The 26,658-nt window shown below is 50.9% G+C and carries 34 protein-coding genes and 4 pseudogenes; 2 read left to right on the top strand and 36 right to left on the bottom strand.

Translation table 11 applies throughout. From position 1 onward, the window contains the following. Positions 1-113: 113 nt before the first annotated feature. The 25 genes from trbA to traM all read right to left on the bottom strand — a co-directional run bounded on the left by trbA (position 114) and on the right by traM (position 17,035). Positions 114-458 (bottom strand): conjugal transfer protein TrbA, encoded by a 345-nt coding sequence (gene trbA, locus ACLHV9_RS27245; protein ID WP_000556796.1) that lies wholly within the window; start codon positions 456-458, stop codon positions 114-116. Positions 459-471: 13 nt separating this feature from the next. Next, complete coding sequence (gene traF, locus ACLHV9_RS27240; protein ID WP_001030371.1) at positions 472-1,215, bottom strand: type-F conjugative transfer system pilin assembly protein TraF; 744 nt, start codon at positions 1,213-1,215, stop codon at positions 472-474. After that, positions 1,208-1,465 carry a conjugal transfer protein TrbE gene (locus ACLHV9_RS27235; RefSeq protein ID WP_000864353.1) on the bottom strand — a complete coding sequence of 86 codons (258 nt, stop codon included), beginning with the start codon at positions 1,463-1,465 and terminating at the stop codon, positions 1,208-1,210. Before ACLHV9_RS27235 ends, traF begins: the two co-directional genes overlap by 8 nt. Positions 1,466-1,491: 26 nt before the next feature. Further along, positions 1,492-3,342, bottom strand: a complete 1,851-nt coding sequence (traN, locus tag ACLHV9_RS27230) for a type-F conjugative transfer system mating-pair stabilization protein TraN (protein WP_000821856.1) — start codon at positions 3,340-3,342, stop codon at positions 1,492-1,494. Continuing rightward, on the bottom strand, positions 3,339-3,977 hold the full coding sequence (gene trbC / locus ACLHV9_RS27225) for a type-F conjugative transfer system pilin assembly protein TrbC (RefSeq protein WP_001080256.1): 639 nt from the start codon (positions 3,975-3,977) through the stop codon (positions 3,339-3,341). Before trbC ends, traN begins: the two co-directional genes overlap by 4 nt. Before the next feature lie 8 nt (positions 3,978-3,985). Next, the gene (locus tag ACLHV9_RS27220) at positions 3,986-4,291 is read right to left on the bottom strand and encodes a hypothetical protein (RefSeq protein ID WP_000224416.1); all 306 of its coding nucleotides are present in this window, start codon (positions 4,289-4,291) and stop codon (positions 3,986-3,988) included. 29 nt (positions 4,292-4,320) lie between these two features. Further along, positions 4,321-5,313, bottom strand: a complete 993-nt coding sequence (traU, locus tag ACLHV9_RS27215) for a conjugal transfer pilus assembly protein TraU (protein ID WP_000830838.1) — start codon at positions 5,311-5,313, stop codon at positions 4,321-4,323. Continuing rightward, complete coding sequence (gene traW, locus ACLHV9_RS27210; protein ID WP_001203728.1) at positions 5,310-5,942, bottom strand: type-F conjugative transfer system protein TraW; 633 nt, start codon at positions 5,940-5,942, stop codon at positions 5,310-5,312. Before traW ends, traU begins: the two co-directional genes overlap by 4 nt. Continuing rightward, positions 5,939-6,325 carry a type-F conjugative transfer system protein TrbI gene (gene trbI, locus ACLHV9_RS27205; RefSeq protein ID WP_000214084.1) on the bottom strand — a complete coding sequence of 129 codons (387 nt, stop codon included), beginning with the start codon at positions 6,323-6,325 and terminating at the stop codon, positions 5,939-5,941. Before trbI ends, traW begins: the two co-directional genes overlap by 4 nt. Next, a complete protein-coding gene (traC, locus tag ACLHV9_RS27200) occupies positions 6,322-8,952 on the bottom strand; it encodes a type IV secretion system protein TraC (protein ID WP_000069777.1) in 2,631 nt (876 codons plus the stop codon). Before traC ends, trbI begins: the two co-directional genes overlap by 4 nt. Before the next feature lie 125 nt (positions 8,953-9,077). Further along, positions 9,078-9,425 (bottom strand): hypothetical protein, encoded by a 348-nt coding sequence (locus tag ACLHV9_RS27195; RefSeq protein ID WP_000836682.1) that lies wholly within the window; start codon positions 9,423-9,425, stop codon positions 9,078-9,080. Between the two features lie 27 nt (positions 9,426-9,452). Continuing rightward, the gene (locus ACLHV9_RS27190; RefSeq protein WP_000556745.1) at positions 9,453-9,671 is read right to left on the bottom strand and encodes a hypothetical protein; all 219 of its coding nucleotides are present in this window, start codon (positions 9,669-9,671) and stop codon (positions 9,453-9,455) included. A gap of 79 nt (positions 9,672-9,750) precedes the next feature. Then, the gene (locus ACLHV9_RS27185; protein WP_000549587.1) at positions 9,751-10,227 is read right to left on the bottom strand and encodes a hypothetical protein; all 477 of its coding nucleotides are present in this window, start codon (positions 10,225-10,227) and stop codon (positions 9,751-9,753) included. Further along, on the bottom strand, positions 10,220-10,441 hold the full coding sequence (traR, locus tag ACLHV9_RS27180; protein ID WP_001278683.1) for a conjugal transfer protein TraR: 222 nt from the start codon (positions 10,439-10,441) through the stop codon (positions 10,220-10,222). Before traR ends, ACLHV9_RS27185 begins: the two co-directional genes overlap by 8 nt. A 134-nt stretch (positions 10,442-10,575) precedes the next feature. Then, the gene (traV, locus tag ACLHV9_RS27175; RefSeq protein WP_000809881.1) at positions 10,576-11,091 is read right to left on the bottom strand and encodes a type IV conjugative transfer system lipoprotein TraV; all 516 of its coding nucleotides are present in this window, start codon (positions 11,089-11,091) and stop codon (positions 10,576-10,578) included. Further along, positions 11,088-11,408 carry a conjugal transfer protein TrbD gene (locus ACLHV9_RS27170; RefSeq protein WP_001057307.1) on the bottom strand — a complete coding sequence of 107 codons (321 nt, stop codon included), beginning with the start codon at positions 11,406-11,408 and terminating at the stop codon, positions 11,088-11,090. Before ACLHV9_RS27170 ends, traV begins: the two co-directional genes overlap by 4 nt. Next, complete coding sequence (gene traP, locus ACLHV9_RS27165) at positions 11,395-11,961, bottom strand: conjugal transfer pilus-stabilizing protein TraP (RefSeq protein WP_000896599.1); 567 nt, start codon at positions 11,959-11,961, stop codon at positions 11,395-11,397. The genes ACLHV9_RS27170 and traP overlap by 14 nt, the downstream gene beginning before the upstream one ends. After that, positions 11,951-13,402 (bottom strand): F-type conjugal transfer pilus assembly protein TraB, encoded by a 1,452-nt coding sequence (gene traB, locus ACLHV9_RS27160; protein WP_000146675.1) that lies wholly within the window; start codon positions 13,400-13,402, stop codon positions 11,951-11,953. The genes traP and traB overlap by 11 nt, the downstream gene beginning before the upstream one ends. Continuing rightward, the gene (gene traK, locus ACLHV9_RS27155) at positions 13,402-14,130 is read right to left on the bottom strand and encodes a type-F conjugative transfer system secretin TraK (RefSeq protein ID WP_001230772.1); all 729 of its coding nucleotides are present in this window, start codon (positions 14,128-14,130) and stop codon (positions 13,402-13,404) included. Before traK ends, traB begins: the two co-directional genes overlap by 1 nt. Continuing rightward, positions 14,117-14,683, bottom strand: a complete 567-nt coding sequence (gene traE, locus ACLHV9_RS27150; RefSeq protein ID WP_000399780.1) for a type IV conjugative transfer system protein TraE — start codon at positions 14,681-14,683, stop codon at positions 14,117-14,119. Before traE ends, traK begins: the two co-directional genes overlap by 14 nt. 21 nt (positions 14,684-14,704) lie before the next feature. Next, on the bottom strand, positions 14,705-15,016 hold the full coding sequence (gene traL, locus ACLHV9_RS27145) for a type IV conjugative transfer system protein TraL (protein WP_000012113.1): 312 nt from the start codon (positions 15,014-15,016) through the stop codon (positions 14,705-14,707). A gap of 14 nt (positions 15,017-15,030) precedes the next feature. Next, positions 15,031-15,390 (bottom strand): type IV conjugative transfer system pilin TraA, encoded by a 360-nt coding sequence (gene traA, locus ACLHV9_RS27140; protein WP_001098992.1) that lies wholly within the window; start codon positions 15,388-15,390, stop codon positions 15,031-15,033. A gap of 32 nt (positions 15,391-15,422) precedes the next feature. Beyond that, positions 15,423-15,650: a conjugal transfer relaxosome protein TraY gene (gene traY, locus ACLHV9_RS27135; RefSeq protein ID WP_000089263.1), complete on the bottom strand. Its 228-nt coding sequence runs from the start codon at positions 15,648-15,650 to the stop codon at positions 15,423-15,425. A gap of 136 nt (positions 15,651-15,786) precedes the next feature. Next, the gene (traJ, locus tag ACLHV9_RS27130) at positions 15,787-16,458 is read right to left on the bottom strand and encodes a conjugal transfer transcriptional regulator TraJ (RefSeq protein WP_000283561.1); all 672 of its coding nucleotides are present in this window, start codon (positions 16,456-16,458) and stop codon (positions 15,787-15,789) included. Between the two features lie 193 nt (positions 16,459-16,651). After that, complete coding sequence (traM, locus tag ACLHV9_RS27125; protein WP_001354030.1) at positions 16,652-17,035, bottom strand: conjugal transfer relaxosome DNA-binding protein TraM; 384 nt, start codon at positions 17,033-17,035, stop codon at positions 16,652-16,654. Between the two features lie 322 nt (positions 17,036-17,357). On the opposite strand from traM, the gene ACLHV9_RS27120 reads away from it, so the two are divergent. Next, positions 17,358-17,960 carry a transglycosylase SLT domain-containing protein gene (locus tag ACLHV9_RS27120; protein WP_000243713.1) on the top strand — a complete coding sequence of 201 codons (603 nt, stop codon included), beginning with the start codon at positions 17,358-17,360 and terminating at the stop codon, positions 17,958-17,960. A 296-nt stretch (positions 17,961-18,256) separates the two neighbouring features. On the opposite strand, the gene ACLHV9_RS27115 is transcribed toward ACLHV9_RS27120, so the two are convergent. From ACLHV9_RS27115 to ACLHV9_RS27105, 3 genes and pseudogenes are all read right to left on the bottom strand, one after another. Further along, positions 18,257-19,078, bottom strand: coding sequence for a DUF932 domain-containing protein (locus tag ACLHV9_RS27115; protein ID WP_001234445.1), 822 nt, complete (start codon positions 19,076-19,078; stop codon positions 18,257-18,259). A gap of 110 nt (positions 19,079-19,188) precedes the next feature. Beyond that, on the bottom strand, positions 19,189-19,485 hold the full coding sequence (locus tag ACLHV9_RS27110) for a hypothetical protein (RefSeq protein WP_001272251.1): 297 nt from the start codon (positions 19,483-19,485) through the stop codon (positions 19,189-19,191). Positions 19,486-19,508: 23 nt separating this feature from the next. Further along, positions 19,509-19,714 (bottom strand): annotated as a pseudogene (locus ACLHV9_RS27105) (single-stranded DNA-binding protein). Positions 19,715-19,784: 70 nt separating this feature from the next. On the opposite strand from ACLHV9_RS27105, the pseudogene ACLHV9_RS27100 reads away from it, so the two are divergent. After that, positions 19,785-20,123, top strand: a pseudogene (locus ACLHV9_RS27100) (hypothetical protein); the annotation flags it as partial. 42 nt (positions 20,124-20,165) lie between these two features. On the opposite strand, the gene ACLHV9_RS27095 reads toward ACLHV9_RS27100, so the two are convergent. From ACLHV9_RS27095 to ACLHV9_RS27060, 8 genes and pseudogenes are all read right to left on the bottom strand, one after another. Beyond that, positions 20,166-21,779, bottom strand: coding sequence for an IS66-like element ISEc23 family transposase (locus ACLHV9_RS27095; protein ID WP_000080200.1), 1,614 nt, complete (start codon positions 21,777-21,779; stop codon positions 20,166-20,168). A gap of 30 nt (positions 21,780-21,809) precedes the next feature. Beyond that, positions 21,810-22,160, bottom strand: a complete 351-nt coding sequence (tnpB, locus tag ACLHV9_RS27090; protein ID WP_000624722.1) for an IS66 family insertion sequence element accessory protein TnpB — start codon at positions 22,158-22,160, stop codon at positions 21,810-21,812. Further along, complete coding sequence (gene tnpA, locus ACLHV9_RS27085) at positions 22,157-22,582, bottom strand: IS66-like element accessory protein TnpA (RefSeq protein WP_000422741.1); 426 nt, start codon at positions 22,580-22,582, stop codon at positions 22,157-22,159. The genes tnpB and tnpA overlap by 4 nt, the downstream gene beginning before the upstream one ends. A gap of 357 nt (positions 22,583-22,939) precedes the next feature. Beyond that, positions 22,940-23,065 carry a type I toxin-antitoxin system Hok family toxin gene (locus ACLHV9_RS27080; protein ID WP_001372321.1) on the bottom strand — a complete coding sequence of 42 codons (126 nt, stop codon included), beginning with the start codon at positions 23,063-23,065 and terminating at the stop codon, positions 22,940-22,942. After that, positions 23,007-23,156 (bottom strand): annotated as a pseudogene (mok, locus tag ACLHV9_RS27075) (plasmid maintenance protein Mok); the annotation flags it as partial. The pseudogene mok and the gene ACLHV9_RS27080, both read right to left, overlap by 59 nt. A gap of 221 nt (positions 23,157-23,377) precedes the next feature. Then, a complete protein-coding gene (locus ACLHV9_RS27070; protein WP_001276217.1) occupies positions 23,378-24,097 on the bottom strand; it encodes a plasmid SOS inhibition protein A in 720 nt (239 codons plus the stop codon). Beyond that, positions 24,094-24,528, bottom strand: coding sequence for a conjugation system SOS inhibitor PsiB (gene psiB, locus ACLHV9_RS27065; RefSeq protein WP_000845953.1), 435 nt, complete (start codon positions 24,526-24,528; stop codon positions 24,094-24,096). Before psiB ends, ACLHV9_RS27070 begins: the two co-directional genes overlap by 4 nt. 68 nt (positions 24,529-24,596) lie before the next feature. Further along, positions 24,597-26,620, bottom strand: a pseudogene (locus ACLHV9_RS27060) (ParB/RepB/Spo0J family partition protein). Positions 26,621-26,658: the final 38 nt, after the last annotated feature.

The following is a 26,658-nucleotide window of genomic DNA, read 5'->3' as shown; positions in this document are numbered from 1 at the left end:
ACTCCGGTTATTATTTACATGAGAGTATTCATGTCTGTAATATTCGCGTTTGTGTGATATTAATCAGATCAACCTCATTATTTTGTATGGTTTTTATTACCGTTTTATATGACTTAGCCTGTCATAAGCCCCCTTATAAAAAACCACATCACTCCGGACCATGCTGATGACAACATAATACAAACAAACATCCTTCTGAAACTGTCAAACTTCGTGATAACCGGTATGGTACTGACTGCCATTGAAACAACCGGTACGGCACACTGATTCATAACCGCACCACAAAGAAACAAGAAATTATCTGGCAGCATACATACACTTATGACATTTACTACAAAGAAGACAAACGAGCTCAGCAGATAAACTCCTTTATTATTTGGTCCTGTAAAGAAATAACCAACAACCCCCACGATAAACAGGCTGGCACCTGTAAAAAAACACAAATCCCCTGTATGCATATATAACCTTTGGTTAAAAATTCGGTTTAAAATCTTCAGAAACGTTCAGGAACTGTTTTGCCAGGTCGTCCTGTGAAATAAAGCCGTATGATAACGGGCGAACACTGCCCTGTTTCGGGTCAACCAGCATCATGGCCGGGAAATATTTCACACCGAGGCGCTGCGCCTGCCCCTGGTCAGTCCGGGAATCCGGCAACAGCGGATTAATCACGCCATCCACGGAAACGGGAATAACACTCAGACCATAGGTATCCCTGAAGCCATTAATGACCTGCGCCAGTTGCCCGTCGATGGGGTCCTGCCCCCGGTAAAAGAACATGATGCCGTAGTGTTCAGCCAGTTTCGCAATGGCCTGTCGCTGCTGCGCCTGGTCTGCCGCCAGCTGGTTCCGTACCGTGCCGTTGTAATGGCTGTACTGCAGGTTATAGTCCAGTTCGGGATGTGCCAGCATGGCCTTTTTAGCACTCATGGTGAAAAGCCCGGCCTGCTGAGTCCAGTAATTCTGCAGCCGGAAATATTTAACAAAATTATCCACGCCGGGATACAGAATGGCTTCGTACAGCGCCCGCTTTGTTGCCGTCTGCAGCGCGGCCAGTTTCTGCATAATATCCGGCTCCTGACGGGGGGCTGCAGGTACAGGTTTATTTTCTTTTTCCTTCGGATTTATTTTCTCGTTATACCACTGCCAGCCTGCATCTTTCCCTGACGCCGGAAAAATAAAGCAGCAGAGTAACAGTGGCAGTAATGCTTTATTCATCTTCATTCCTTTCATCATTTTTTCTTTCATCATCTTTCTGCAGGCCAGTCAGGGCAGAAAAACAAAAATACAGAATAAACAGGAGCACACCGGAGTAAAGGATAACGAAAGCAGCGGCAAGCATCCCGTCTGCCGTGGTTTCTTTTACCGTATCCCACGACCAGATAATTACCGGGGAAATGACAATCGCTGTAATCGAAAGCCGGATAAGAAAATCAACAAGACGATTAGAAGTGAATATAACTTTCATCATTTCCCCCGGTTATTTTCCATACCTTACTGTCCTGCCTGTTTCAGCTGGTCAGCAATCTGCTCTTTCACTTTCTGCGTCAGAACGCCACTGTCCGGGATTTTCTGGTTATTCATCAGGTCTTCGTAGAAGTTAGTGAAATCCAGTCTGTCGAACTGAATTTTCTGCAGCTCATCAACCGTAATCCCCCGACAGTCAGGATGCTTCGCACTGCCAAACCCGATACGCAACTGCCCGTTACGCCCCTGCTGCTGGACTATCTGCGCCAGCTTCGAATCAAACTGGCAGTAGCTGCGCTTTTTCTGCAGACAGACACCCAGCACTTTCTTCGAACAGAACTCTCCGACACTGACGGTCAGTTTGTTGTCCTTTGCCTTTCCCAGCGCCTTTTCTTCGCTGTTGCACTTCGCCAGACCCACATCCTGACCCCAGCCACCATCCTTACAGCAGTTACTGAAGCCGGCTGCGGCCTTACGGCAGAATTTCGCCTCACCCGTGAAAGCCCTGACATCCACACCATTCAGGGCGGCAACATCCTTACCTGCGGCGGCAAGCGCAGCCAGCTGTGATACTGCTTCACCAAAATCACTGCTTTTTCCGCTCTGTGCCTTATCGCATTCACCGTCAAGGCAGAAGACATCACCACCACAGACCATCACTTTTCCTGATGTTCTGGACTCGCAGGAGTACGTGGCGTACTCATGCAGACAGGTTCCCTCATCGGAATAAAACGCGCACTGACGTGAGGCCAGCGTACAGGCCGGATTATCGACATATTTCTGACAGGTGCCGTTATCTGCGGACTGAGTGACATATTTATCCCGGTATGCCCAGCATGCCTGTGTGATGTTCCAGGGTTTACCTTCCATCACTCCGGTTTTCGTACCACCCGGCTCTGAACACTCAGTGCCTGTCAGCACGCCATCCGCTTTATTAAACGGACAACTCTCCACCCACTCCACCCGGGGAACCCATTCTTTATCACGGACCTTCATCCTGAGTTTCAGCGTAAAGGTGGAAGCACCACTGACAAGCGATTCATAGACTTTCCTGTCACCATTCCCGTGCGGGAGGCAATTACCGTTAGCAGTACAGCCACTACCGGTCAGAACCTGCCCCTGTGTCACCTGCAAACCTGTCGCCCCGGACAGGGGGTAAGTATCCGACTGCCCGTTTGCCAGGCCGACATTAAAGGTTGTATTCATGAAGGTATAACGGGAGTTCAGGAAGAAAAAAGCGGCGTATACAGACAATGATGCACTTTCCACTGTACCGGTTACCGGAGCCGTGACACTGAACACCAGTTTCAGCCCGTTCATACTGAACCGGAACTGTGAGTGCGGTATCGTCACTTCACGATATTCATCCGTGTATTTCCAGTCCCCGGTGATACTGGCAGTCCGTGTGCAGTACTCCTCCACCATCGTGTCCCGCTCACAGGTATAGTTTGTGAATTCACTGCGGTTTATCTCCTGCGCACTGCACTGCTGTCCGGTATTTCCCACAATGCTGTCAGCCCGGTTCACCACATCCCTGCCGGTCTGAATGAACGGTGCATCCGGTGACAGAATGTCTTTCGGCTTGTTCATGAAGGACTCTGTGATGGTTTTTCCGGTTTCACCGGTCGCCCATTCCGTGGTGCCGTCATTTTTCAGGCCGCCATCCCCGCCGGCAGTCACGCCACCGTAATATTTTGTCTCGTCCGGATTCGCGTTATAGCTGGGGATACTCTCCTGTGGCTTAAAGCCCTGAATACTGCCTGTACCCTGCCCCTGAATCTGACGGGCAAAATCAGAACCGGCCCGGTAATCACTGTTGCTGTCAGCCTGTGCCATGCCGGCAACCAGAGCCAGTATCAGAGGTAAAATACGTTTCATTTCCCGGAATCTCCTTTCCCTGCCAGTAAATCATGAGCCACCTGCCGGCAGTCACCCGTGGCGGCCACTTTCTCCAGCGCCTGGCCGACCCGCAGGTTTCCCCGGATGATGTCGTATCCCTGACTGCAGAACACCACCAGTGCCGGTACACTGCGAATGCCGTACTGTGAAAACAGCGTCGGGTCGATCTGAACACCATCAGTCGCGCCGTCTTTCACCAGGGACAGCACGGCTTCAGCGGTGGTCTTCAGGTCATTGTTCACCATGCCCCGCAGTGTGGCGGGTATACCGTAGTGCCGGGTTTCGCCCAGCATCCGTTTCAGCCCCTCTTCGGGAATGGAAAACGACACAAAATACAGGGCACCCTGCCGGGGTTTCCCGTCCTGCGAAGCCTGCTGTTTACGAACCAGCTCATCCAGAAAATGGTTATCTGAACGCTGAAGGGGGTTTTCCAGCACCTGTTTCTCCGCCCAGGCTTTCAGCTGATGGTCAGGTTTCTCTCGCAGTTGTCTGCTTAAATTTTCCTGCTGCTTCAGGAACTGGCGGTTTTCAGTTGTGTTCACATTTTCTGAAGCATGAACAGCAAGATGCATCCCTGCTGTCAGAGCAAAAAGTGCAAATATTTTCCGGTTCATGATATTTCTCACTTTCTGCTATTTACAGGCATGAACTCATCAGAAAAAAGATAATTGAGAAAAACAGCCACAAACGCACATGTAAATGTCACCTTCAGATATAATCTGACAAGTGTCACTTGTTCTGATATATCTGCGTTCTTCCATTCATGAATAATTTCAGCGAGAAAACTGTCAGGTGCAAAATAAAATAATATAACGGGCACTATTACAAGACCAAAAGGAAATAATTTTAATGTTCTGCTTATCAGCCTGAGCAGTACAGCACTTATTTTCCTGAGGTGCTGAATATATTTACTGTCCATTGTTGCCATTTTCATTTCCTCTTATTCATTAAAATGATTTACAGGAATACACAGTTACGTTTACGCCACATCAGGTAGCCGAAGTTTTTCTTTGTGTTGGGCGGATTTTTTCCCGTCTCCCAGCGCATCACACTGCGCCCGAACGGATGGCACTGTCCGCTGTCCGGATACATATTCACCATCTGATAACGCCAGCGTTCTTTAGGCAGGATTGGGGACGGATATTCATTACAGACGGCGTTATTTTTCCCGATGGTTTCCATAATCATGCCCTGACGGTGTAGTTTGAACGCCATGCGTTCACTGACCAGCAGGGAGGACTGCAACGGACTGGACTCATTACTCACCCAGCCATTGAACGGGTACATACTGCCCTGCGAACCGGCACACCAGAACAGAACATCGAGAGGCATATTAAAGGCGCTGGCAATGGCATCTGCTGCACAGGCCCCCTGTGCTATCGGATTGGCAAAGATGACAGCTTCCGGATTGAGAATGGTGGTCAGGCTGCTGTCCGTCCAGGTGGGGTCAATTTCAGAAAGATAAGCGATATCCAGGTCACCACCTTCCAGACAGCCCAGCGATGTGATGATGTTAAGCCAGTACGTCAGCGGGTATTTGTACCAGTGAACGTGATAGAACGCCCCGTTCACCTGCTTCTCATCCTTTTTCGCCGTTCCCTGTGCCGTTTTACCAAAAGCCGGCAGGCTGAAGCCCAGGTTCACCATGCATCCCGGTGACCGGGTGACGTCCGTCAGCGCCATCGGCTCCCAGTAACCAATGGCCAGCCCGATACGCCTGAACAGCGGCGGCGGTGCCGGACAAATCTGAATGGGCATCGACGGGTTCGCCGTGTCGGGGACCTTACCCTGACTGACTTTGATACTGCCCAGCGAGAGCGGGAAAATACAGCTCCAGCAGATATCCGTGATCGGGTTTACAAAACGCCCCTCACAGGCAGAATCCGCAGATGCCGCAGGGACATGACCGGCGAGAAGGAATAACATCAGCAGCCACAGGCTTCGCTTCATTTTCTGCCCTCCTCTGCCGGAATAAATTCCACCTTCAGGAAGCGATCGCCGGGAACGGCGCTCACCCGTGCCGGGACCTGATCAATGCCGAGGCGCTGGCAGAGCACACCGTTCTGGTCAAAGTAAACACGGCTGTCCAGAGACTTCTGCATCTCCGGGATACTGCCCTGCACGAGGATAATTTTGCTCTCCAGTGTGGGCGGCGTCTGGCGTTTCATCCAGGCCACCTGCGCCGGATCATCGCCATTGATGAAATACAGCGTCTGGTTAAAAGGCACATACTGCAGCGGATTCATCACTTCACCCTGACGGGCAAACACCCGCCCTTCGTTATCCCGGATATCCGCAGCCAGTCTGACGGACGGGTCAAACAACCGGCTGCTGTATTTCTCCGTGCGTCCGATACCGGGCACGGCAGGGGGCCGCAGACTGTTGCGGATCACCCGCTCCTTAAAGGCATCCATTTTCCGGCCCATCTCACCGGACTGCTCCAGTGCCGTCAGGCGCTGCATGATCACCGTCAGCATGTCCGGCTCCTTTACCGGCCACAGATCGCCCCAGGTGCCAAGATCGGCGGCGGCCACACTCTGCCCCCATATCAGCAGGGCAATCAGCCCCCGGCATCTCATGGTTCCGCTCTCATTCGCCGGGCAATATCCTGCTGGATTTCCCGGGTGATATCCGGAGCCCCCTGTACCACGGCAGGCGACACCAGGATGACCGCGTGGTGTTTCTGCTGCCACGCCTGCAGGCTGGCTTCCAGTGCCGTGTTAAAACGCGCTGAAAGGGCTTTTGACTGTGCTTCTGACAGTTGTTTCTGACTGGCGCTGTCAAAAAACGCATCCACGGTCTGTTTCATGTTGAAGGCGGCAGTCACCGGTGCGTTCAGTCTGACAATGCCGTAACTGACGGCTGCGTTCAGTAACACCATTGCCAGGCATCCCGGCACCGTCCACCACCAGTGGCTGCGTCGGGGGGCTGTAACATCCGTCGTTTTTTGCGTTGTGGTCATGCAACACTCCTGTATTTCTCATGTTCTTCCAGCCAGGCTTCCAGCGAAGCCATCTCCGGCCCTGACTTCTTCCACGCCAGCTGCCACACCGCCTCATGAATACTCAGCCCCTCTTTACGTTTCTGCTGCACAAACTCAAAATCCGGGCCGTCAGAGCTGTACATGGCGCGGCTTAACGGGTCCACAAACAGGCGGTGCCAGGAGGAATGGTTTTCCACCTGCAGCAGGAAGGAACTGAACCACTGGTCTTTGGCCGCACCAAACTTACCAATCATGTCGCGCTGCAGTGGCTGGAACTGGTCCGGATACAGCTGGTTGTATTTTGCGAACTCCTTCGCACTCTGTTTGAGGATAATTTTGTAGGAGGAGTTACCCCATGCCGCACGGGCCGCACTGGAGGCCTTGTCAGAGTCAAAGTCGACGATGTTCTGTGTGATGGTGATATAGGCACCGGTATGACGGCGGGCGGTACGGTAACCTTTCTCAATAAACTCACCGACCTTGCGATTTTTGAAGTCCAGCAGACGCCAGCCTTCATCAATAACGTTCAGTTTCTTGAGGTTACGCGGCGTGCGGTACATCCTGTTCTCGATGTAGATAATCAGGGAGAACATCACCGCAACCAGCAGTGACGGACGGTCTTCCAGTCCGCCCAGCTCCAGCACCACCATTTTCGCATCATCCCGCAGGGACGGCTCATCGGAGTTAAAATACTGGCCGTAAGTGCCGTTGGCAGTGTACTGGTCAAGCAGCACAATCATTTCGTCCAGACGGCTGCGGATGGTCGGTGACCCGGCATACTGCTCGCTGTCACTGGCGTTTTTCAGGAAATCCACCACGTCATCAATACGTGCCCTGTTCTCTTTGGCCAGCCAGGAGGCCCTGACCGCCTGCAGCAGCAGACCTTCATGCACTTCATCCAGGTTACCGTTGGGGCTGGCCATCACTGACAACTGGTCACGGACACGCTCCGCTGACTGGTCAATATCGGTGATGTTCGCAAACGGGTTAAAACGCAGGGTTTCACCGTCCAGATATACGCCACCCATGTTCTCACACAGGGACTTGTAGCCATCCCCCATGTCGAACACCACGGCAAAGCCCCCGGAGTCCAGCACGCTGCGGATAAGTGGCTGTATCAGCCCGGTTTTACCGGCCCCGGAGGTGCCACAGACCGCCATGTTGTAGTTGGTGTTATTCATCCCCCGGAAGAAAATATCGATAAACGCCAGCTGGTTACGGTAGGTGGGTGCCAGCAGACCTGCCGGTGTCAGGGGGTTATCCGCCACTAACGGCATCAGGTTGGCAACATTAAAGCTCTCTGCGCGCTGAACCACTCCGGCCTCTTTCAGCTGTTTAAACAACCCTTTCCCGGCCATAAAGGGCAGACAGGTCAGGAAATTGCGCATGTGGTTAAAGCGCGGTGAAATCAGCTCAAAACCGTTTTTACGGAAGCTGTTCAGGATGTCCTGCTCCACTTCCAGCGCCGTTTCATTGTTGTCCTTGCAGAATGCTGTGATGTTGAGGAAGTAGGACACGACAGAAGACTGACCGGAGCCCAGACGCTGACGCAGTTCCCCCCACTCCTTCGCCTCTTTCTCCACGGACGGAAACCATTTGGCATAGGAGGTCTTCGACTTTTTCTCCAGGTCCATGTACTTCAGGTTGGCTTCGCTGTGGGTTTTCACCTGGTCTTCCACCACCAGAGTCAGCGTCAGGATGAACGGACAGGAGATGGACAGTTCCGGGTTCAGCAGGTTGCTGTAGTTGTCGGCCATATTCCACAGGAAGGCGATTTCCGGGTTACGGGCCAGATGGAAATTCAGGATACGGGCCGTGCTGTTCCTGCCGTTCTCACGCAGGCCCAGCGTCAGGTAATCAGCCCGGACATTCAGGTCAAAACTGTCCTCCACACACTGATAATTCAGATCAGAATACGGGTCCAGCTGACGTCTTTTCGGGTACAGGGAGTCCGGGTTATGGTTAATCATCTCCCCGACAATATCGATAAAGGCCTGTGCATCCACCGTCTGTGTGGCGATACTGGCCCCCTGTAACGACGCCCGGATGATTTTCACCAGGTTTTCCATTTCCAGAATGTCAGCCCGGCTTTTTTTCTTCGAGGGAGAACAGTACGAGATAAATACCCGGTAATGGCGCAGGGTCAGGGGCAGATTCATCCCCTCCGGCAGCGGAAACTGTGTCGCTGCCGCTTTCATATAATAGGCCCGGGTAATGGCGTTAAACCGTTCAGCCTGTTCACCTGACCAGGAGAACTCACGCAGCCCGTACTCAATCCTGTCACCAACCAGCTGACTGGACATCAGATGGATACACAACGGAATACCGCGCGGCAGTTTGGTGCGCAGCATGTGATCGAGTGCCTCCACAATGGACTTATTCGCCCCATTGATGGGAATGGCTTCCAGCATAAAGCCCATCGTGGTGTCATTCATGAACAGACCGGATTCCTGGTTGTAATCACGGTACGGCAGCAGACGGCTGAACTGCGGGAAGCTCATTTCGCCCAGAACTTCATTGGCCTTTGCGGATTCGTCAGGCAGTTTCAGTGCTGTGACGAGGGAGTTAACCGCCTGAGTGACGGCCTCAAGTGGGTTATTACTCATATGAGTATTCCTTAGTGCGTTTAAAAAAGGAAAATATCAGTCTGTGGCCGTGGATATATCACGCAGTGCCATTCCTGAAACCACAGCACAAATAAGAGATGGAGGCTTTTAACAGGAAACCAGGATTAACGTTCCTTTACTGAATGAGCATCATTTAATGCCTGAATTTGTTTTTCGCGAATCTTATTGCGCTCATTTTCTCTTACACGTTTCACCTCTGCCATTTCGTTTCTTTTTCTGCATTCTGATGCGATTTTATTTGCCTTACCAAGTGTTAAAGGTTCAGACTGATAATTAAGTGTCTCCTGAAATGCTTCTGCTGCACAGGGAGTTTCCTGTAAAATCTCTGTCAGTTGTTCTGGTGTTGCAGGTTGTTGCGCAAGGTAAACGATGTAAAAAGGAATACATACAATCATAGCCATAACGCCAACAAATATAAAAGCCAGAACAGATTTTAAATATATCGACTTCATTTCATTTTCCTTCGAAGCAGTAAGCACTCATTGCCCACCACCATTTAGTGTTTCCATCACGCTGTTCAAAGGTTCATTTGTTTTAACTTCAATACACTCCCCTGTATTTCCAAAGCCCCTGCCGCCATGTGCTTCGATTGTCCGAAGAACCTGCACGCATACGTCCGTATTTGGCATGGGTGTAATATTCCAGCTTCCGCCACCGTTAATATTTTTTATCAGCACAAGAAAAATAAAGGTATGCATTCTTTATTATCTCCGCTTGTATATTAATCACTGAATATCCCTTCAGTTAACTTATGAGGTCATAAAACACTGCAGATTCTCATTCGGATTTATTCCCTTCAGTAAACTTCCGAATAGTATCCTGTTCACGCTGACGGGTGGCAGACTCCTGCATTGCATCCACTTTCTCCTGCCAGAGACGCCGGATATCCTGTTCATCCCGACCAGTCAGTTTTTTACCGGACAACAAACGGTTAAGCAGTTCCTGTCTCACATCTGGTACGTCTTCAGTCAGACGCATAAGCCGGAGTAATTCCTGACGACTGAGTACCATGCGTGATTCCTCCGGTACGCTGTAATAATTAAAAATACGACTGAATACCCCACAACAGCAGGCAACGGACAGGCACAGGGATTTCAGATACAGGCCAGAAACACAGAATGTGGCAACACCACAAAGAATAGCTATAACTAAAAATCCCTTACCCAGTGCCATACACAAAGAACCCTGTTTTCTGGATATCCGCTCATGCTCATCCAGAATAAAATCTATTTTTTCATTTTCTGATTTATGCATAGTGTTTCCTCTGCCTTTCCTGATACGCCTGACATTCAACGCACAACGTCACACCGGGAAATATTTTCCGCCGGGCTTCCGGAATAGGATTTCCGCATGCTTCACAGAGATAAACAGGAATACCATGAACATTTATTTCCTGGCGTATCCGGTTTATTCCTGTCATGGTCAGTTGTTCTGTCACTGAATATGCTTCATCGGCTTCATCACTCACGGAATATTCCTCCCGACATGTTCTGACACGCTACCGCCCATCCCTTTTCACGCACAGGGCACTCGTTTTACAGGCGGATTTTGAATACAGAAAGCCCGCCGGCATTGCCGGCTGATATACAACTTCAGGGCCAGTTAATTAATACGTGGTTTTCCCCACGCAGACGGTTTAATAACAAAAAACACGCTGGATGGCTGATGATAAACATCCTGGTTATCAATATAAGGCGCTATCCATAATGCTGCCGTCTGCTCACCCGTTCTTAGCGGACGAGGAGGTGTTACCGGCGTAACTGAACTGACCGGAACAACCGTTTTCACTTCCCGGGCAGCGGTAAACAGCGGGCGTGGTGCCAGCAGTTTCTGCTCCGGATGTGCTGTCACCGCAGGTCTGCTGCCGGACGGAGTGGTCGCGGTGACGGTCTGCACCGGCATTGTCCGGAAGTTCCCTTCAGCCAGGCGCGGCAGTGATGCCGCAACCGGCTTTGCTTCTGAGGACTGCTCCAGTTTTTTGGCCTTCTCATTGGCCTGCTCCATCGTCATACAGGTATCGGATGTGGTGGCGTTACACTCAAATTCCGTATTTGTTCCTGCGCAGCCGGAAAGTAATAAGGTTCCCAGCAGAGGAATAAATAAAGAAATCTGTTTCATTGCCCTTCTCCTTTTTTATTACTCCCCACAACAGCAGAAATTAACTCTGCTGTCAGATTTGTTTTCCCTGCACAGGGATGTCCGGAGACCACTGTATTTCCCGGAGAAGAAAATAAGCTCATCGACATTCCCTTCTTCATCACACCGACAGCAGCCATATTAAAATTGTGCGGCAATGATTCAGAACTGAACACCTTCGGAGCAGGAAGAACTATTTTTGTGGTGCAGTTACTGAGAACAGCATGCATAAAATCATCTGATACGTTTTTATCCGGCACAACGCGGGCTGTAATAACATTAATATTACGCATGTTCATTTTTATCTCCGTTGCTTCTGTTTGTTCGGTCATCAGGGAAATAAACATGGCATTTCCTGATTTTTCCCGGCAGGGAAGCGTCTTCCGTATAAACGTCCTTCAGATATTCATCTGCGGTTACCACCCGGATACATTTCATTTTTCCGGGCAGCACCGGATATTTCCCGGTGCCTGCCGCAAACGACATATACATCAGTGCCAGCGTTGCCCAGAATGCGGTGACCAGTTGCATCAGTGACCGGTCAGTCTCCCTGACATAATCTGCAGCATCAGCCGCGCGGTAATGGCAGATATCCTGTATTTCTGATCTGCCTGAAGAATCAGAGGAAGAAAACCAGCATTCACTGACCGGGAACTGTCCGGCAGGTGCTGTTTGTCTTACGAAGTTAATCTCCTTAACCAGTAATTTCCCCGGCGTGGTGTTGTCCTTCCATAAAACAAACAGAGCCATCAGGGCCATTGTGGCCAGCGGCCAGATAACCACAAACCTGACGACCCACAGCAGCCAGCGAACGACAAACGCCACACGGAATGTCAGTGCATCACCCGCCATTTCCGCCCTCCTTGCCGGCATCCCCGCCCAGCGGGTTCTTGTCTCCGGACATAAACTGCTGCGGATTCAGATTGCCCAGCTGTTTCAGCATCTGGTCGGTGTTAAAACCGTTCAGGTGGCTTTCTGCCGAGGGAGGATTCGGCACCGGGCTTTCCGGGTTACCCTCTTCCGCTGTACTCTGTGACTGCTCCAGTGCCATTTCCTCCACGGTTTTCAGCTGGAAGCCGTCCTGGAACACCACGGTCACTTCGTTGCCCGCACCAATCGGTATCACCGGGTGATACTGTTCGGCACGTTTGATGTAGTAGTCACTGAGCGTCTGTGCGGCTTTCGATGCGCCGCCACCGATACCCATTTTCAGGACATCACCAGCCCCGTAAGCGGCTGTGGCACCCAGCCCGACAGCCGGTTGGGAGGCGCGCTCCATTCCCTGACCGATACCGTCAACAAATCCCGCGCCCCATGCCCAGCCGAGGATTTTGCCGTTACGCATCACCACTTCGCCCTTGATACCGTTTTTACCCCGGAAGCTGACATGCCCCTTAATCGGCATATCAATAGTTTTGCCGTCCTTCAGGCAACTGATATTGCGGGTGCGTACAATGGCACGTTCACTGGACACATCCCCCCAGGCTTCCAGCCCCACAAAACATCCCGTTGCGTCATACGTCTTGCTGTTCGGCATTTCCACCAGGCCGGTGATACGCAACTGCATCGGCACCGTGGATTCATTACCGGTGACTGAGGCATTGGCATCCGCCCCTTCAATCAGCATGGCTTTCGCAAAACTTCCTGACGGAATGTACGGCAGCGATGGTCCCTGTTTTCCCTCATTACGGGTAAACACCTTACGCTGTATCCGGTTAGGCACCGGCACAGACTGGTACGTCACCTGTGGTGGTGGCGTGACACCATTCCCGGGATAAAACGCCGTCGGCGGTGGAACAGCAACGCTGCCCTGCGGCGGGAAGGATACGGGGGTGTTTCCTGGCTGTGGTTCGCCTTCCGGGCCGGGCGGTGGGGCAGGCATCTGCGGTACAGGCTCACCGGTCGCCGTGACGGGATTAGCACCCAGGGCTTTTACCTGCTCTGCCAGGGCGGCATTGTCCTGTCCCAGCTTTTCAATACGACGCTGGTCATCACCGCGCTGTTTGTTCAGAACATCCAGCTCACGACGGATTTCCTCATACTGCTTCTGCATCTGCGCTGCCGTCACCTGCATCTCTGTGGTGGCATGCTGACGCACCTTGTCATCAAAGGTCGTATCCACCACACCGGTCATATCCGGCACAGGCTCCTGTTCAGCCACGGTTTCACCGTTACCGGACATGTCCACATCAGACAGATACAGTGCCCCACCAATCGCGGAGGCTGTACCGACAACCACAATCCCCAGCCACAGGTACTGCTTGCGTTTCACAATGGTATTGATACTGGCCATCAGTTGCCCTCCCCGTCACGGATGACATACACATCCATGCGCGCACCTGCCAGTAACTGGCTGGCAGGCTGGCTGAACATCACGGCACGGGTTCCCGGCTGCCAGAAATCACTTTCCCGGATATTCAGGGCAGACAGCGTTTTATTTTCCACGACAAAGCGGACCATCTTCAGGTGATTCCCCGTCCATACGGAATCTGCCACTGAAGACAGCCCCGCCGGGGCCTGCAGGGTTTCCTTTGTCACAGGAACCTGATACCAGCCTGCAGGTAATTTTCCGCCACGGACAGCCTGGCTGATGGTCACAAGCAGGGATTCGTAAGGCGTGGACGTTTCCCACGCTCCGGCTTCTTCTCCGGTTCCGCGCAGGTCACTGACCAGCTGAATGGTACGCCCCGCGCCTTCACGGGGAACAGCCTGAATGGAAAGGTTCAGACCACGCTCTGTTTCCAGAATGAACGTAAAGGGCTTTTTGTTGACGGTGGCCACCACCACACCGCCGGAGGCGGTCTGCTCATTATTGGTCAGGGCACCATCCAGACTGTTCACGGCGATAATCCGGTCACCGGGAACGGTAAACAGATTCGGGCTGGTATTGCTGATGGCAATACTGGCCTGACCACCGTTCACCATTGGCACCACAGTGGGGGCCAGCGTACCGTTTGCGGCCATCACGCTGCAGGAAAAAAACAGGCCGCCGAATATTATTGCCGTATTATTTTTTCTCATCGTCTGTTTCCCCGAAATTATCCAGCCAGGTCACCCCGTTTTCCCGCTTCAGAATAAGGATGTAATGTTTGATATCAGTAAAAGGTTCGGAGTTACCAATCCATGTTTTCCGAATTCCACGGATTTCCACACGACCATACTGAGGCCAGACACGGACACTGGTCTGGAAAAAAGCAGAATTCACGTTATCTTTTTTAATGAGTTTCGCTTCTTCAGCCAGAATAACTTTCATCTGGTTCTGTGCACCCGGGCGGATATATTGCAGAAGCGCCTGATGTGAAGCATCGACGATTTCCGGTGAGACATTCAGACGGAGGGCAATAAATGACAGCGCCATCTGCTGCAAATAAGAGGCATCGGCACTGTTCTGTGACACGGCAAAGGGCACATTAAATCCCATTGGGGTCACGGCAGTGCGTTGCTCATTCTGAAGACGGTAGTTATTCACCCCCTGAATGAGGTTAACAGAGAGGCTGAGAACAATAAGCACTGACATAAATATAAAGGCGATGGCCATTACACGACTGGTACTTAAACGGGCACCGTGTTCCATATAACAATCCTGGTATCAGTTCTATTTAATCCACTGCCGGAAACACGAATCGGGAACATTATGAAAAATACCGCGCAGCAGGGCTGTTGGCATATACCAGTAAATCAGGTCACGTAACCAGGAACTGCCCCGCCCTTTTTTCAGTTTTTTAATCCCGAAATAAACCAGAACCGCTGCACCAATACCGAACAGATATTTCGATGTTGTGATACCCCAGCCAACACAGATTGCTGCGGGGATCAGTTCATCCAGTGGCAGGCCAAACCAGCGGCTCTGGTTGGTCAGTGTTTCCGGGAAACGATATTTCTTAAGTTTATTCTCGTCTCCCGACATCGTTTTATTTCCTGTCAGAGGCCAACGACGCTCATACCCACAGCAATAAATACAGAGATGATGGCAAAGCCGACCAGGAACTTGACGTTTTTGGTCATCATGTACATGACCGCACCGACCAGCACCTCAGCCAGAACAACCCATTTAACGATACTGGAGTCCTTACCGAAGGTCGCCTTAACCGTATCGTTACCTTTAGCCATCAGGTCGCCTTTACCAGCAGCCATAGCTAACTCAGGGAACAACATCATCAGAACAGCAACCGGGATCACTGCACGAACCAGGCGAAGCATATTCAGACGAGTGAATTTAGAAAAAAACGATTTCTTTTCAACGGGCGCAGAAGCACCCTGAACACTTAAAACAGTATTCATAAGTTACCTCTATTGTGGATAGATTAATAAACCTAAAGATCTTTAATTATCGAATCAGTTTCCTCTGCTCCCTCCTTTATTGCATCCAGATTATAAAAGTCAGGAAAACGGTTCAGATGATCACGTAACCTGACTAGCACCTCATTAGTTTTTGTTCTCCCACTACGTTCCCGGGCACCTAAGAGCTTGTGATTAGTAGCATCGTCCAATACCAGTAAAACTTTATTGCCCGGAGCAGGCCTTATTATATTTCTGCTCAAGTCTCCTCCTCAGCCACTTAGATAATTAAATATAATTATACGAATCCATAAAAATAGAAACGAAAATAGAGTAAATTACATTAACAAAACAAGGTGACATAATGTCACCTTGTTTTTAACAAAAACGAAACATCAACTATTCAGCACATTTTAAAATAAAAAACAATTCATCAAAGAATAAACTATGCATCCTGCTTGTATGAAAAATCATTAACAAATCATGTTTTGAATGTATACCGAAAAACTTATACACTTCTGAAATTGCATTCCGGGAAGAACCATTAGTAATAGACAAAAGAGATGCTATCGATTCATGACAAAAACCAAATGAATAAAGAATAAAAACTTTCCATTGGATTTCCGTTGATTTGTTTTTAAATTCAAGCATTCTGTCATTTGTTATATTTGTACGTAATCCTCTACAATAATCCACTATCACATTAGAATTTTTGCAGAAAAAAAGCCATAAAACATTAACCACCTCCCCATATATTAATGGTATAAATTGTACCAGCCAGAGTTTATCACCTATAGCCACGCTCTGTATTTTATTCATGGACGAAGGCAAAGACATAGCATCCAGTTCTTCTCTTAAGAACGATGTAGCTACTTGTACAGGAAGGGAGTAAAACCACTCTTTGATATCAAGACTACCTATAAATTCTTTAGAGAATTTTTCATTGTAGCCGATAAAATCTCCATTAGTATTTCGAACACAAGCAGGGATTGAAAAAACATCGACAAAAAACTGTTTATCCAAATATATTTGACGTTCAGTATTAAGTTGTCTAGGATCCGTCGGATACATAGGAACCTCCTCTCAAAGGATTCTATGGACAGTCGATGCGGGGAGGTCGCTCTCCCTGCATCGGCGATTTTTAATATCTGTTTTAACGTGGCATTAACCACATAATTAATATAACCTTTATGTGGTTAATTGTCATCAAATTGAACCAGATCAAAATCCTGTTATTTGAAGTAAATCAACTTTTAATTCTTTTTTATTCCTCATCATTTTTTGGAAAAAATCGTTCCATCTCAGATGACACCTTCTCACGAATATCTTCAACCATATTGGCATATTCAAACTTTGGATTCCCGGAGACATGGGGACTTAGAGACTCAATACCCAAAATTTTCGCTACTGATGACTGTGTTTTTACAACACATTCAAGAAGAAGTTTATTAAACTCTGTCTGATTAAACGCAGACTCTTTACGCTCCATCTGAGCCTCATATACACGAAGCCCCAGTTCAAGAAGCATTGAAGCTGTTCCCGAAACACTTATATCTTTATCTCTTGCCCCCTCCTGACGACGCTGTTCAACTATCGCATTTACTTTATCATAGACATCATTACTGATATACAAAATTACTCTGGCCATAAGATAAAACCTTTCATTATTAAGCAATGAACTTTTCACTATAAATATGCATATAGTGTTTACAAGTAAGAAAGACACTCCTAGCAGCGCCTCTAGGATCATCCTATAAAAAAATGCGATCCGGCGCTAGGGGCGTCCCTAATATATATCAATGTTTTTCATGAAAATTGTCAGTACTGATCCTAATAAGAGTCGCTATAGGGTCGTAACAGGATCGCCAACGACTCTCTATTTAATAATTCAGAATTATTAAATATAAATAGCGTTTGTTAATTACATGATTTAAAACGTAAATCAGCAAAAACTTGTTTTTGCGTAGTGTGTGGTGCTTTTGGTGGTGAGAACCACCAACCTGTTGAGCCTTTTTGTGGAGTGGGTTAAATTATTTACGGATAAAGTCACCAGAGGTGGAAAAATGAAAAAATGGATGTTAGCAATCTGCCTGATGTTTATAAATGGGATCTGCGAAGCCGCCGATTGCTTTGATCTTGCAGGTCGGGATTACAAAATAGACCCGGATTTACTGAGAGCGATATCATGGAAAGAATCCCGTTACCGGGTTAATGCCATCGGTATTAATCCGGTAACGGGATATGGCAGCGGACTGATGCAGGTAGATTCCCAGCATTTTAACGAACTGGCCCGCTATGGAATTAAGCCGGAACATCTGACAACAGATCCCTGTATGAACATTTATACCGGTGCTTATTATCTGGCAATAGCCTTTAAAAAATGGGGCGTCTCCTGGGAGGCCGTTGGTGCATACAATGCCGGATTCAGGAAGACCGAACGCCAGAACCAGAGACGTCTTGCCTACGCATCAGAGGTTTACCGGATTTATACCTGGATAAAGAGCAGTAAAGGCATCCGGGTTCCGACCACGAAGAAATCACTTTCCCAAATTAACAGTGTGCAGAAAAATTAATATTGTATACATTGTCAAATACCGGTTATGCCGCGACAGCGGCATGGAAGGCCACACACAAAAATATCATATGAGTGATAATGCTGACTGGCCGAAGCCCCGCAAAGCGGGATCCCATCTTATATATATCCGGTAACTGCGCAGCCTCCTGCCAGACCATTTTTCGCGGGCACAATATTTACAGACTACCGAAAAGCCAGTTGATGAAATTGAGGCATATCAGACGACACAGCAATGCCGCAGGATGATAATATAAGTAAAGCCCCGAAAAATTTTTCGGGGCTTTACTTATATTATCATGACTTCCACTCCCTGAACTGTTCGGCAATCATCCATAATGCTTTGTTGATTCGGATATCACCGTCAATGCCTGTAATGGCTCTTGTTCTGGTATTTTTACCGGAGGCACTTCGCCCCGATAATCCACCTTTTATCATATTCTCCTGAACCCGCTGCCAGGTTGTCCAGAGATCGTTCTGTTTATCCTCCCAACGGCGGGGAGTAATTATTTGTTCTGGCGTCACTGGCGTTTTATTTTCATCTTCGTACCTGGCCATCAATGCAGCTCTGCCAAATAAATGTTGTTCGTCACTGTTAAGATGTATCTCTTTCATTGTCTCCATATTTTCAGTGACTTTATCAAAGACACCGAGCACTTCATACGCTCCCTCAATAACCTGCCCGACAATATCACCTTTATGTGGAACGCGGATTTCGCCAAAATTATTCCCACACACCAGGCCATTTGTGCAGACAAAACGAAAAATTCCTGGGATCATCTGATAACTGGATGAACCATCATGTGAATTAAGCAGGATAATTTCAGGAACTTCTTTCCCGTTAATATGCCCTTCCCTGCGAAGACGTAACATATGTTTACTGTATTCGCGGCGTCCCAAATCACGAACCCGACTCTGACAGGCAAAGAATGGCTGGAAACCTTCATCACGTAACTTATTGATGATATTGATGGTTGGGATATATGTATAACGCTCACTCCGGGATTCATGTTTATCACCAGAAAAGACAGATGGAACAAACTGCATTAATTCGTCATCCGTTAACGGGCGCTCACGGCGAATAGAATTATATCGACCAAAACGGGAAGCTAATCGCATAACAGTAACTCCTTTATGAAGGCATAAAATTAATAAAAGTTTTTTCGCTTAATATCATCCCCCCTCGGTTATCGTTAACAAAAAGACAACAATTCCGAGGGGAAGGACCATCAAATCAGGTCAGTTCGGGACTGACCAACCTGCCGAGTGAAAAGCAGTAACAGCGCGATCAACTCATCAGCGTTTTTTCTGACAAGAGGAGTATGATTCTCCAGGCTATCCAGTAAGTCATGCAGCTCATTATTGACCTGGTGGAGCACCTTAAAGAGTGCACCAGAATCCCGGCAGCTCTGATATGCAAGATTTGCCTGAACAGCACGATTCTGCATGATCCCGATTTGTGCGATTGCGTCTTTCTGCTGATCGCCTGTTGGCTGATAAGTGGTGTTAAAAGAAAATGCGCTCATAATTCCTCCTGTATCTGATGTTTTCAGCCCCCATCATCTGTTGAGTTTCGGGAGCCGCGGTTTTGACGTTTTGCGGGGACCTGCCTTTTGTTCCCTCCGGTATTCACCATCACCTGTTTGAGAACCTTCGCCGCAAGGGGCATCACTGCCACGGCCTGACGCACCTGTCCTGGGCAGAACGCAAAATTTTTTACCGGGTTTTGGGTAAAAAATTTTGTGGGCTGTTCATTTACCCTGGACAGTCAGTGCGGCAGGTTGTGGCTGTCTATGCCCCCGGCGACAGGGGCTTAAACAGGTGAATGGCACCGGACAGAACAACGGGCAGGGACCCGCCGCAACGACGTGAAGCGCGGTTTGCGAAACGGCGTTGCTCCTTACATCCCGGCGTCTTTTGCCGGGATGCCGGGAGCGCAGGCCACGGCGCGACAAGGGTGGCGCGACCGTTCCGGTCGCTGCAAACCCGGGTTTTTGCGTCAGGGATGGAAGCCCGCCAGGGCGGAGACAGCTTCGCTGGCTCCGTTCACGACAGCCCGCCCCGCCAGGGGGACGCCCGGAAAAGGCATAAGCAGGAGAACAACAAAACAGACAATAATCAGGGCAGCAGTAATCAGAGTCAGAGCAGTAATCAGAGTCAGAGCAGGAGGAAAAAGGTAAGCGTCAACGGAGCACCGTATTGACGCTTATTTATTGGTGAGTACTACGTTCCATGGCAGGAGTTCATCAACTCGGTTGGAAGGCCATTCCGGCAGTACGCTCAGGATATGGCGCAGATACGCTTCCGGATCGATACCGTTCAGACGGCAGGTGCCGATCAGCCCGTACAACAGTGCTCCACGCTCGCCGCCGTGATCGCTGCCAAAGAACATAAAGTTTTTCTTTCCGAGACAGACTGCACGAAGCGCTCTTTCCGCAGCATTATTATCCGCCTCCGCCAGACCGTCATCACTGTAATAACAGAGGGCATCCCACTGATTCAGTACATAGCTGAACGCTTCGCCCAGTCTGGATTTTTTCGACAGCGTACCATTCTTCTCCACCATCCATTCATGCAGCGACGTCAGTAACACTTTGCTTCGCTGCTGCCTGACGGCAAGACGCTCTGACTCCGGTAATCCCCGTATTTCATCCTCGATGGCGTACAGTTCACTGATTCGCTTCAGTGCTTCTTCTGCCGTCGCACTTTTGCTGCTGATGTATACATCGTGGATTTTTCGCCGGGCATGGGCCCAGCACGCAACTTCTGTCAGTGCACCACCTTCACGTTCTGCACTGAACAACCTGTCGTAACCTGTGAACGCATCCGCCTGCAGGATACCCCGGAAGGGGCGGAGGTGTTGCTCCGGGTGTTTCCCCTGCCGGTTCGGCGAGTACGCGAACCAGACCGCTGGAGGAGATGACGAACCCACATTGCGATCATCCCGGACATACGTCCAGATACGCCCTGTTTTCGCCTTTTTCTGACCCGGTGCCAGTACCTTTACCGGTGTGTCATCAGTGTGAATCTTGCGGGTGTTCATTACATAACGGTACAGGGCATCATTCACCGGTGTCATTAACTGGCAGCACGCGTCAACCCAGTTGGAGAGTAAGGCCCGGCTCAGTTCGACACCCTGGCGGGCAAAGATTTCACTCTGACGATACAGTGGCAGATGTTCGCAGTATTTTCCCGTTAACACGCGGGCAAGTAATCCGGGGCCCGCGATACCACGCTCTATCGGGCGGGACGGCGCCGGTGCTTCAACAATACAGTCACATTTTGTACAGGCTTTTTTTACCCGTTCTGTGCGGATCACTTTCAGGGCACTGCTCACCAGTTCCAGCTGTTCAGCGCTGACTTCCCCCAGATAATCCAGCTTACCGCCACACTCCGGGCAACAGCTTTCTTCTGGCTCCAGGCGGTGTATTTCACGGGGAAGGTGTGCCGGTAACGGACGACGATGGCGCGACTGTCGCAACTGGCGGGGAACCTGAGGATCGTCTTCCCGCCCACTGTAACGATCGCTGTCCTGTTCACGTTGTTTCAGCAGAGCCTCAGCCAGTTCAACTTCACGACGCAGTTTTTCAGAACGGGTACCGAACAGCATCCGGCGCAGTTTTTCTATCTGAGCCCGCAGATGTTCTATTTCCCGTTCATCTTCTTCGATCTTTTCTTCGGCACGTGTCAGTGCAGAGCGCAGGAAGGCTTCCGTCTCTTCAACCAGACTCAGTTGCTGGTCTTTCTGACGGAGGGCTTCAGCCTGCTCAGAGAGCAACCTTTCCAGCTCTGCGATGCGAATGAGGTATTTCTGACTCATGACCGTTTTTATAATGCGGTCAGGAGTTTTTTACAACATTGTCAGTGAGTTACGGCTGGATGTTTTTGGCTGACGCCAGTCCAGCTTATCGAGGAGCATTGCCAGTTGCGAGCGGGTAATGGATACCTTGCCGTCACGTACCGCAGGCCAGATAAACTGGCCTTCCTCCAGGCGTTTGGTGAACAGGCACAGACCATCAGCATCAGCCCAAAGAATTTTGACGGTGTCACCCCGTCGGCCACGGAAGATAAACAGGTGACCGGAGAAGGGATTATCATTCAGCACATGTTGTACCTGTTCTCCCAGTCCGTTGAAGGATTTACGCATATCGGTAACGCCGGCAACGAGCCAGATACGGGTACCTGATGGGAGTGAGATCATCTTCCCCTCCCGGTCAGTTCACGGATCAACACTGTGAGCAGCTCTGGCGATGGATTTTCCAGCGTCATGTTACCGTGACGGAATTCCACCTTGCAGGAACTGGCACTGACTCTGGTCTGAGTGGAAGTGGATAAAGACGGCGCAATGGCCGCCACAGGTTCTTTCTGCTCATCCGGCGTTATTTCTACAGGTAATAATTCAACGCCAGTGTCAGAAGAGGTCGTTACCGGAAGACGCCGCGAAACACGCCCTTCGTTCTGCCAGAGCCTGAGCCATTTGAAAATAACATTATCATTGACGCCATTTTCACGTGCAATCTGTGCAACACAAGCTCCAGGTTGTGATGCCAGTTCCACCATACGAAGTTTGAATTCATTCGAATAGTTTTTACGAGGTTCTTTTCGCCAGTCCTGTAATTCCATACTTAGATGTCCGTCTATATCAGATGGGCGTCTAAGTTACCAATTCTCGTCTGATGGCTACATACGGCGGTCAGTTTACGCTTACGGAAAAAGAGAATAATCAAAGGGAAGGTGATGTGATTTCTGGTAAGTCATAAACAGAGAAGGCGGGGGAAAAGAACGGGCGCCGCAGGCGCACGTTCATCCCCGTTCCCGGAGGGAAACGGCCTTCCTGGCAGTCTGGTTGTTCATGCCCGTACAATGCCAGCAAGGAGAAAGGGGCCACCGGCGAACCAGCAGCCCCTTTATAAAGGCGCTTCAGTGCAGTCAGACCAGCATCAGCCCTGAAAAGGCGGGCCTGCGCCCGCCTCCAGGTTGCTACTTACCGGATTCGTAAGCCATGAAAGCCGCCACCTCCCTGTGTCCGTCTCTGTAACGAATCTCGCACAGCGATTTTCGTGTCAGATAAGTGAATATCAACAGTGTGAGACACACGATCAACACACACCAGACAAGGGAACTTCGTGGTAGTTTCATGGCCTTCTTCTCCTTGCGCAAAGCGCGGTAAGAGGCTATCCTGATGTGGACTAGACATAGGGATGCCTCGTGGTGGTTAATGAAAATTAACTTACTACGGGGCTATCTTCTTTCTGCCACACAACACGGTAACAAACCACCTTCACGTCATGAGGCAGAAAGCCTCAAGCGCCGGGCACATCATAGCCCATATACCTGCACGCTGACCACACTCACTTTTCCTGAAAATAACCCGCTCATTCAGGCTGTTTACGGGTAATCTGTGTGATTGTTGCCGCATCACGCCGCCTCCCGGAGTTTGTTCGGCACCATCCACCGCTCCATCTCACGGACAGCGTGACCGGCCTCTCTTGCTGCAAGACTGGCTTCCGCAATAACCTGCCAGAACGGCATATCCTGCCACTGCCAGCGTTCCATTCCGGCCAGTGACGGAAAACGCTCACCCCACTGCCAGAACAGGGTTTCCAGGTCATGCTCTGCCACCCGGTCACTCCAGCGTGCATGCCAGCTTCCGACTGTTTCCGGCGAATGGAATGCCAGTTCGATTTCAGCCTGAGCGACCAGCGCCTGGTACGCACGGGCTTTCTGCTCTGCCTCCCTCGCCTGCTGGCGGCTGTACTTTTGCATGACCAGTGCGGATTTGTGGCGACTGCGCTCCCTGACACGGAACCGCACCGACGGGAACAGCCGCTCTGCTGCATCGCCGGGAAGGGGAAGAAGGCAGACCTCGCCCTGAGTTTCAATCAGCACATCGACGGCATACAGCCACTGAGAACGGTTGCCGCGCAGTTCTTCTGCGGTCAGGGACGGCATGAAAAATCGCAGGTCAGACAGCGATATCCTGCGGCTTCCGTTCAGACAGCGGAAAAACGCCCCCGCATACGGATATTCCGCCAGCGTGTTTCCCTGGTGGCGGCGTTTTTCTGTCTCCGCCACCGCCCGCCATGCGGCCTGTTGCTCTGCGCTGAGGGGAACCAGTGCCTGTGAACGTGCGCTCATGCCTGACCTCCTTCCGCCATCAGGATATGGATGATGTCACTGACGCTGTACCCCTGCGCGTCCAGTGACGCCGCCAGTGCCAGTGAATGGCTGACGGCTTCCGGTGCAAACCGCCGCTGTACCTGAACCACCGCAAACGGCTCACCACCGGCATTCACCAGAACCAGCACCCAGACCTGAGAGACATCGCCCGGTGAACATAACGCCAGGTGAAAACGTTCGTGGGCAGGCGTGAAACGGACCTGGACGGGGAAAAAGCCGCCGAACTCGCTGCCATACTCGCCGTTCATCGTCCAGTTATCCGGCGCATCCAGCTCCCGCATCACGGCATGTGTGAGTTCACGACGTTCATCACTTCCGGCAGCCCGGATATCTTCATATTCCTGTGCGCTCATGGTCTGTAATACATTCAGGGTCAGTTCAGTTTTCATCACGGTATCTCCCTTGCTGCCGCCCCGTCTCCGGCAGGGCGGCGTGATAAATGGTTTATGACTGGCGGTCAGGCGGCTTCTGCCTGGTCGTCACGGTACTCCGTGGTTTCCGTCTCTGCCTGTGGACGTGGTGTACACATCCAGCCAGGCACCCAGCGGTTGTCTTTCATGTGGAACTCTGCATGTTCAGCGGCATCGCCTTTCTTCATTTTCTCCGCGTCCCGCGCAGCACCGGACAGTCCGGCATCATTCAGGGCATCGATAATCTGCGGCTTTTGCAGGTGTCCGAAGAAGTTTGCTTTCGTCGGCTGCCACCAGTCGCGCATGTGGAATCCGATAGCGCTCTCCAGCGAGTCCAGCGGACTGCGTGACGTGTGACCATGCTCGCGGGTCTGAACGCCGTGGATGCTGCACGCGGTGCAGAAACTGAGCAGGGATAACAGTACCTCCTGGCTGAGTGACAGGAATGTCGTCATATCCCGTGACCATCCCTCCGGTAACAGGGCTGCAAGACGGGCTTTTTCTGCCATCAGCGCCAGGAATGCGGCACCGTCCTTCCCCGATGGCGCATCGCTGGTCAGCGAATAATGTTTACATTCCAGGCTGATTTGTGCTGGTTTACTGTACGCTCCGCTGCCAAACACATTCAGGCAGAGCGCTGATGAATCCCCTAATGATTTTGGTAAAAATCATTAGGGGATTCATCAGGGCAGAGCGTCCATGCCAGCAGTGCCAGAGATTTGTCCGGTTGCTGCATCAGTGCTGCCTGGACTGCCAGCGTGCGTTCGGAAGACATTTTCGTCAGCAGTGGCAGACTGATTTCCTCCACGGGCGCTTTCTCCTGCACCTGTTCCGTGCGGTCAGCGTCGTCAGCCGCATCATCCTCGCTGCGCAACTGCACACCACGCTGGACACACACGTTGCCATAACGCCAGGACACCACCACACCGCTTCCGGCACGCATCTCCGGCGTCCACGCCCTGACCTTCGCCATGCAGCGCATCAGCTTCATTTCTGCTTCCAGCAGGTCAGATTCCTCACACTGGTTTTCCAGCGCGTCGTAACGCGTCATCAGTTCGTTCAGACGTTCTTCTTCCGCCTCCGTCAGCACCGCTTCCGGCTCCGGCAGACAGCGGTATGTTCCGGCATCCTCACGGCACTCACCGACAGGCTCCATGCGTCCGGCGCACCATCCCCAGCCTTCGGCTTCCCGAAGGTGTTCAGCAACAGCCTGGAGTTTTTCCAGCAGGGCGGCATCGAGCGCCACGCAGTCCACATAGCCACCCTCGTCGTCGCTGAACAGGTCAGTGCGCAGTTCATCTGGCGAGAAGGCATCAGCCCCCACGAAGCGGAATTTACTGTTCCCTGCCACCGCCACTTCACTTTCGGTCACCAGACGACGAATGGTCTGTACTTCCGGTTTACCGCCCCATCCCGACTGACAGGCGGCTTCAAACACCTGCACCTGACGCGCGGTGTCGTTCTCCAGCGCCAGCGCCTGACAGTGCTCGGTGGTGATGAGGTCTTCTGCCAGCGCATCGAGGATGACAGGCGCAAGGTCAGCCAGTTTCAGCATTCGCTGAACGTGGCGGGGTGAATAGCCCAGCAAATCACCGATTTGTGCAGGTGTTTTGCCTTCCTGCGCCATTGCACAGAATCCGGCAATCTGTTCGGCTGGGTGCATATCCCGACGATGACCGTTCTCGGTCATCGATGCGGCCGTCGCCAGTTCCTGCGAAATAATTTTCACGCGGACAGGCCAGTCAGCCGGAATGATGCCACGCTCTGCCAGCATGTTGAGTGCTGCCAGTCGGCGACCACCTGCGGCGACACCGTGGCGGTCACCTGGCAGGGCATGAACAACCAGATTCTGCAGCAGGCCGACCCCCTTAATGGAATCAGCCAGTTCGCTGACGGACTCCGCAGAATACGGCACCGTGCGCACATTCAGTGGTGACTTAATCAGCGAGGCCAGCGGCACGCTCACTTCCTCCGTCTGCGCCAGCAGGGCAGACAGGACAGTTTCCTGCGTTTTTGCAGGTTTACGGCTTGCTTTACGGGTAGATTTTGGTTCAGACTTTGTTACTGACATGACTATCCCCTTATTGTGTAGTTAATGTCTGCCGGACG

Source organism: Enterobacter sp. CPE_E890 (genome assembly GCF_046521475.1).
Classification (GTDB): Bacteria; Pseudomonadota; Gammaproteobacteria; order Enterobacterales; family Enterobacteriaceae; genus Enterobacter; species Enterobacter adelaidei.
This window is presented reverse-complemented; position numbering and strand designations above follow the sequence as displayed.

Excerpts from the sequence above, each read along its gene's own strand:
- trbA (WP_000556796.1), bottom strand. The coding sequence starts at position 458 with ATGCATACAGGGGATTTGTGTTTTTTTACAGGTGCCAGCCTGTTTATC.
- traF (WP_001030371.1), bottom strand. The coding sequence starts at position 1,215 with ATGAATAAAGCATTACTGCCACTGTTACTCTGCTGCTTTATTTTTCCG.
- ACLHV9_RS27235 (WP_000864353.1), bottom strand. The coding sequence starts at position 1,465 with ATGAAAGTTATATTCACTTCTAATCGTCTTGTTGATTTTCTTATCCGG.
- traN (WP_000821856.1), bottom strand. The coding sequence starts at position 3,342 with ATGAAACGTATTTTACCTCTGATACTGGCTCTGGTTGCCGGCATGGCA.
- trbC (WP_001080256.1), bottom strand. The coding sequence starts at position 3,977 with ATGAACCGGAAAATATTTGCACTTTTTGCTCTGACAGCAGGGATGCAT.
- ACLHV9_RS27220 (WP_000224416.1), bottom strand. The coding sequence starts at position 4,291 with ATGGCAACAATGGACAGTAAATATATTCAGCACCTCAGGAAAATAAGT.
- traU (WP_000830838.1), bottom strand. The coding sequence starts at position 5,313 with ATGAAGCGAAGCCTGTGGCTGCTGATGTTATTCCTTCTCGCCGGTCAT.
- traW (WP_001203728.1), bottom strand. The coding sequence starts at position 5,942 with ATGAGATGCCGGGGGCTGATTGCCCTGCTGATATGGGGGCAGAGTGTG.
- trbI (WP_000214084.1), bottom strand. The coding sequence starts at position 6,325 with ATGACCACAACGCAAAAAACGACGGATGTTACAGCCCCCCGACGCAGC.
- traC (WP_000069777.1), bottom strand. The coding sequence starts at position 8,952 with ATGAGTAATAACCCACTTGAGGCCGTCACTCAGGCGGTTAACTCCCTC.
- ACLHV9_RS27195 (WP_000836682.1), bottom strand. The coding sequence starts at position 9,425 with ATGAAGTCGATATATTTAAAATCTGTTCTGGCTTTTATATTTGTTGGC.
- ACLHV9_RS27190 (WP_000556745.1), bottom strand. The coding sequence starts at position 9,671 with ATGCATACCTTTATTTTTCTTGTGCTGATAAAAAATATTAACGGTGGC.
- ACLHV9_RS27185 (WP_000549587.1), bottom strand. The coding sequence starts at position 10,227 with ATGCATAAATCAGAAAATGAAAAAATAGATTTTATTCTGGATGAGCAT.
- traV (WP_000809881.1), bottom strand. The coding sequence starts at position 11,091 with ATGAAACAGATTTCTTTATTTATTCCTCTGCTGGGAACCTTATTACTT.
- ACLHV9_RS27170 (WP_001057307.1), bottom strand. The coding sequence starts at position 11,408 with ATGAACATGCGTAATATTAATGTTATTACAGCCCGCGTTGTGCCGGAT.
- traP (WP_000896599.1), bottom strand. The coding sequence starts at position 11,961 with ATGGCGGGTGATGCACTGACATTCCGTGTGGCGTTTGTCGTTCGCTGG.
- traB (WP_000146675.1), bottom strand. The coding sequence starts at position 13,402 with ATGGCCAGTATCAATACCATTGTGAAACGCAAGCAGTACCTGTGGCTG.
- traK (WP_001230772.1), bottom strand. The coding sequence starts at position 14,130 with ATGAGAAAAAATAATACGGCAATAATATTCGGCGGCCTGTTTTTTTCC.
- traE (WP_000399780.1), bottom strand. The coding sequence starts at position 14,683 with ATGGAACACGGTGCCCGTTTAAGTACCAGTCGTGTAATGGCCATCGCC.
- traL (WP_000012113.1), bottom strand. The coding sequence starts at position 15,016 with ATGTCGGGAGACGAGAATAAACTTAAGAAATATCGTTTCCCGGAAACA.
- traA (WP_001098992.1), bottom strand. The coding sequence starts at position 15,390 with ATGAATACTGTTTTAAGTGTTCAGGGTGCTTCTGCGCCCGTTGAAAAG.
- traJ (WP_000283561.1), bottom strand. The coding sequence starts at position 16,458 with ATGTATCCGACGGATCCTAGACAACTTAATACTGAACGTCAAATATAT.
- traM (WP_001354030.1), bottom strand. The coding sequence starts at position 17,035 with ATGGCCAGAGTAATTTTGTATATCAGTAATGATGTCTATGATAAAGTA.
- ACLHV9_RS27115 (WP_001234445.1), bottom strand. The coding sequence starts at position 19,078 with ATGCGATTAGCTTCCCGTTTTGGTCGATATAATTCTATTCGCCGTGAG.
- ACLHV9_RS27110 (WP_001272251.1), bottom strand. The coding sequence starts at position 19,485 with ATGAGCGCATTTTCTTTTAACACCACTTATCAGCCAACAGGCGATCAG.
- ACLHV9_RS27095 (WP_000080200.1), bottom strand. The coding sequence starts at position 21,779 with ATGAGTCAGAAATACCTCATTCGCATCGCAGAGCTGGAAAGGTTGCTC.
- tnpB (WP_000624722.1), bottom strand. The coding sequence starts at position 22,160 with ATGATCTCACTCCCATCAGGTACCCGTATCTGGCTCGTTGCCGGCGTT.
- tnpA (WP_000422741.1), bottom strand. The coding sequence starts at position 22,582 with ATGGAATTACAGGACTGGCGAAAAGAACCTCGTAAAAACTATTCGAAT.
- ACLHV9_RS27070 (WP_001276217.1), bottom strand. The coding sequence starts at position 24,097 with ATGAGCGCACGTTCACAGGCACTGGTTCCCCTCAGCGCAGAGCAACAG.
- psiB (WP_000845953.1), bottom strand. The coding sequence starts at position 24,528 with ATGAAAACTGAACTGACCCTGAATGTATTACAGACCATGAGCGCACAG.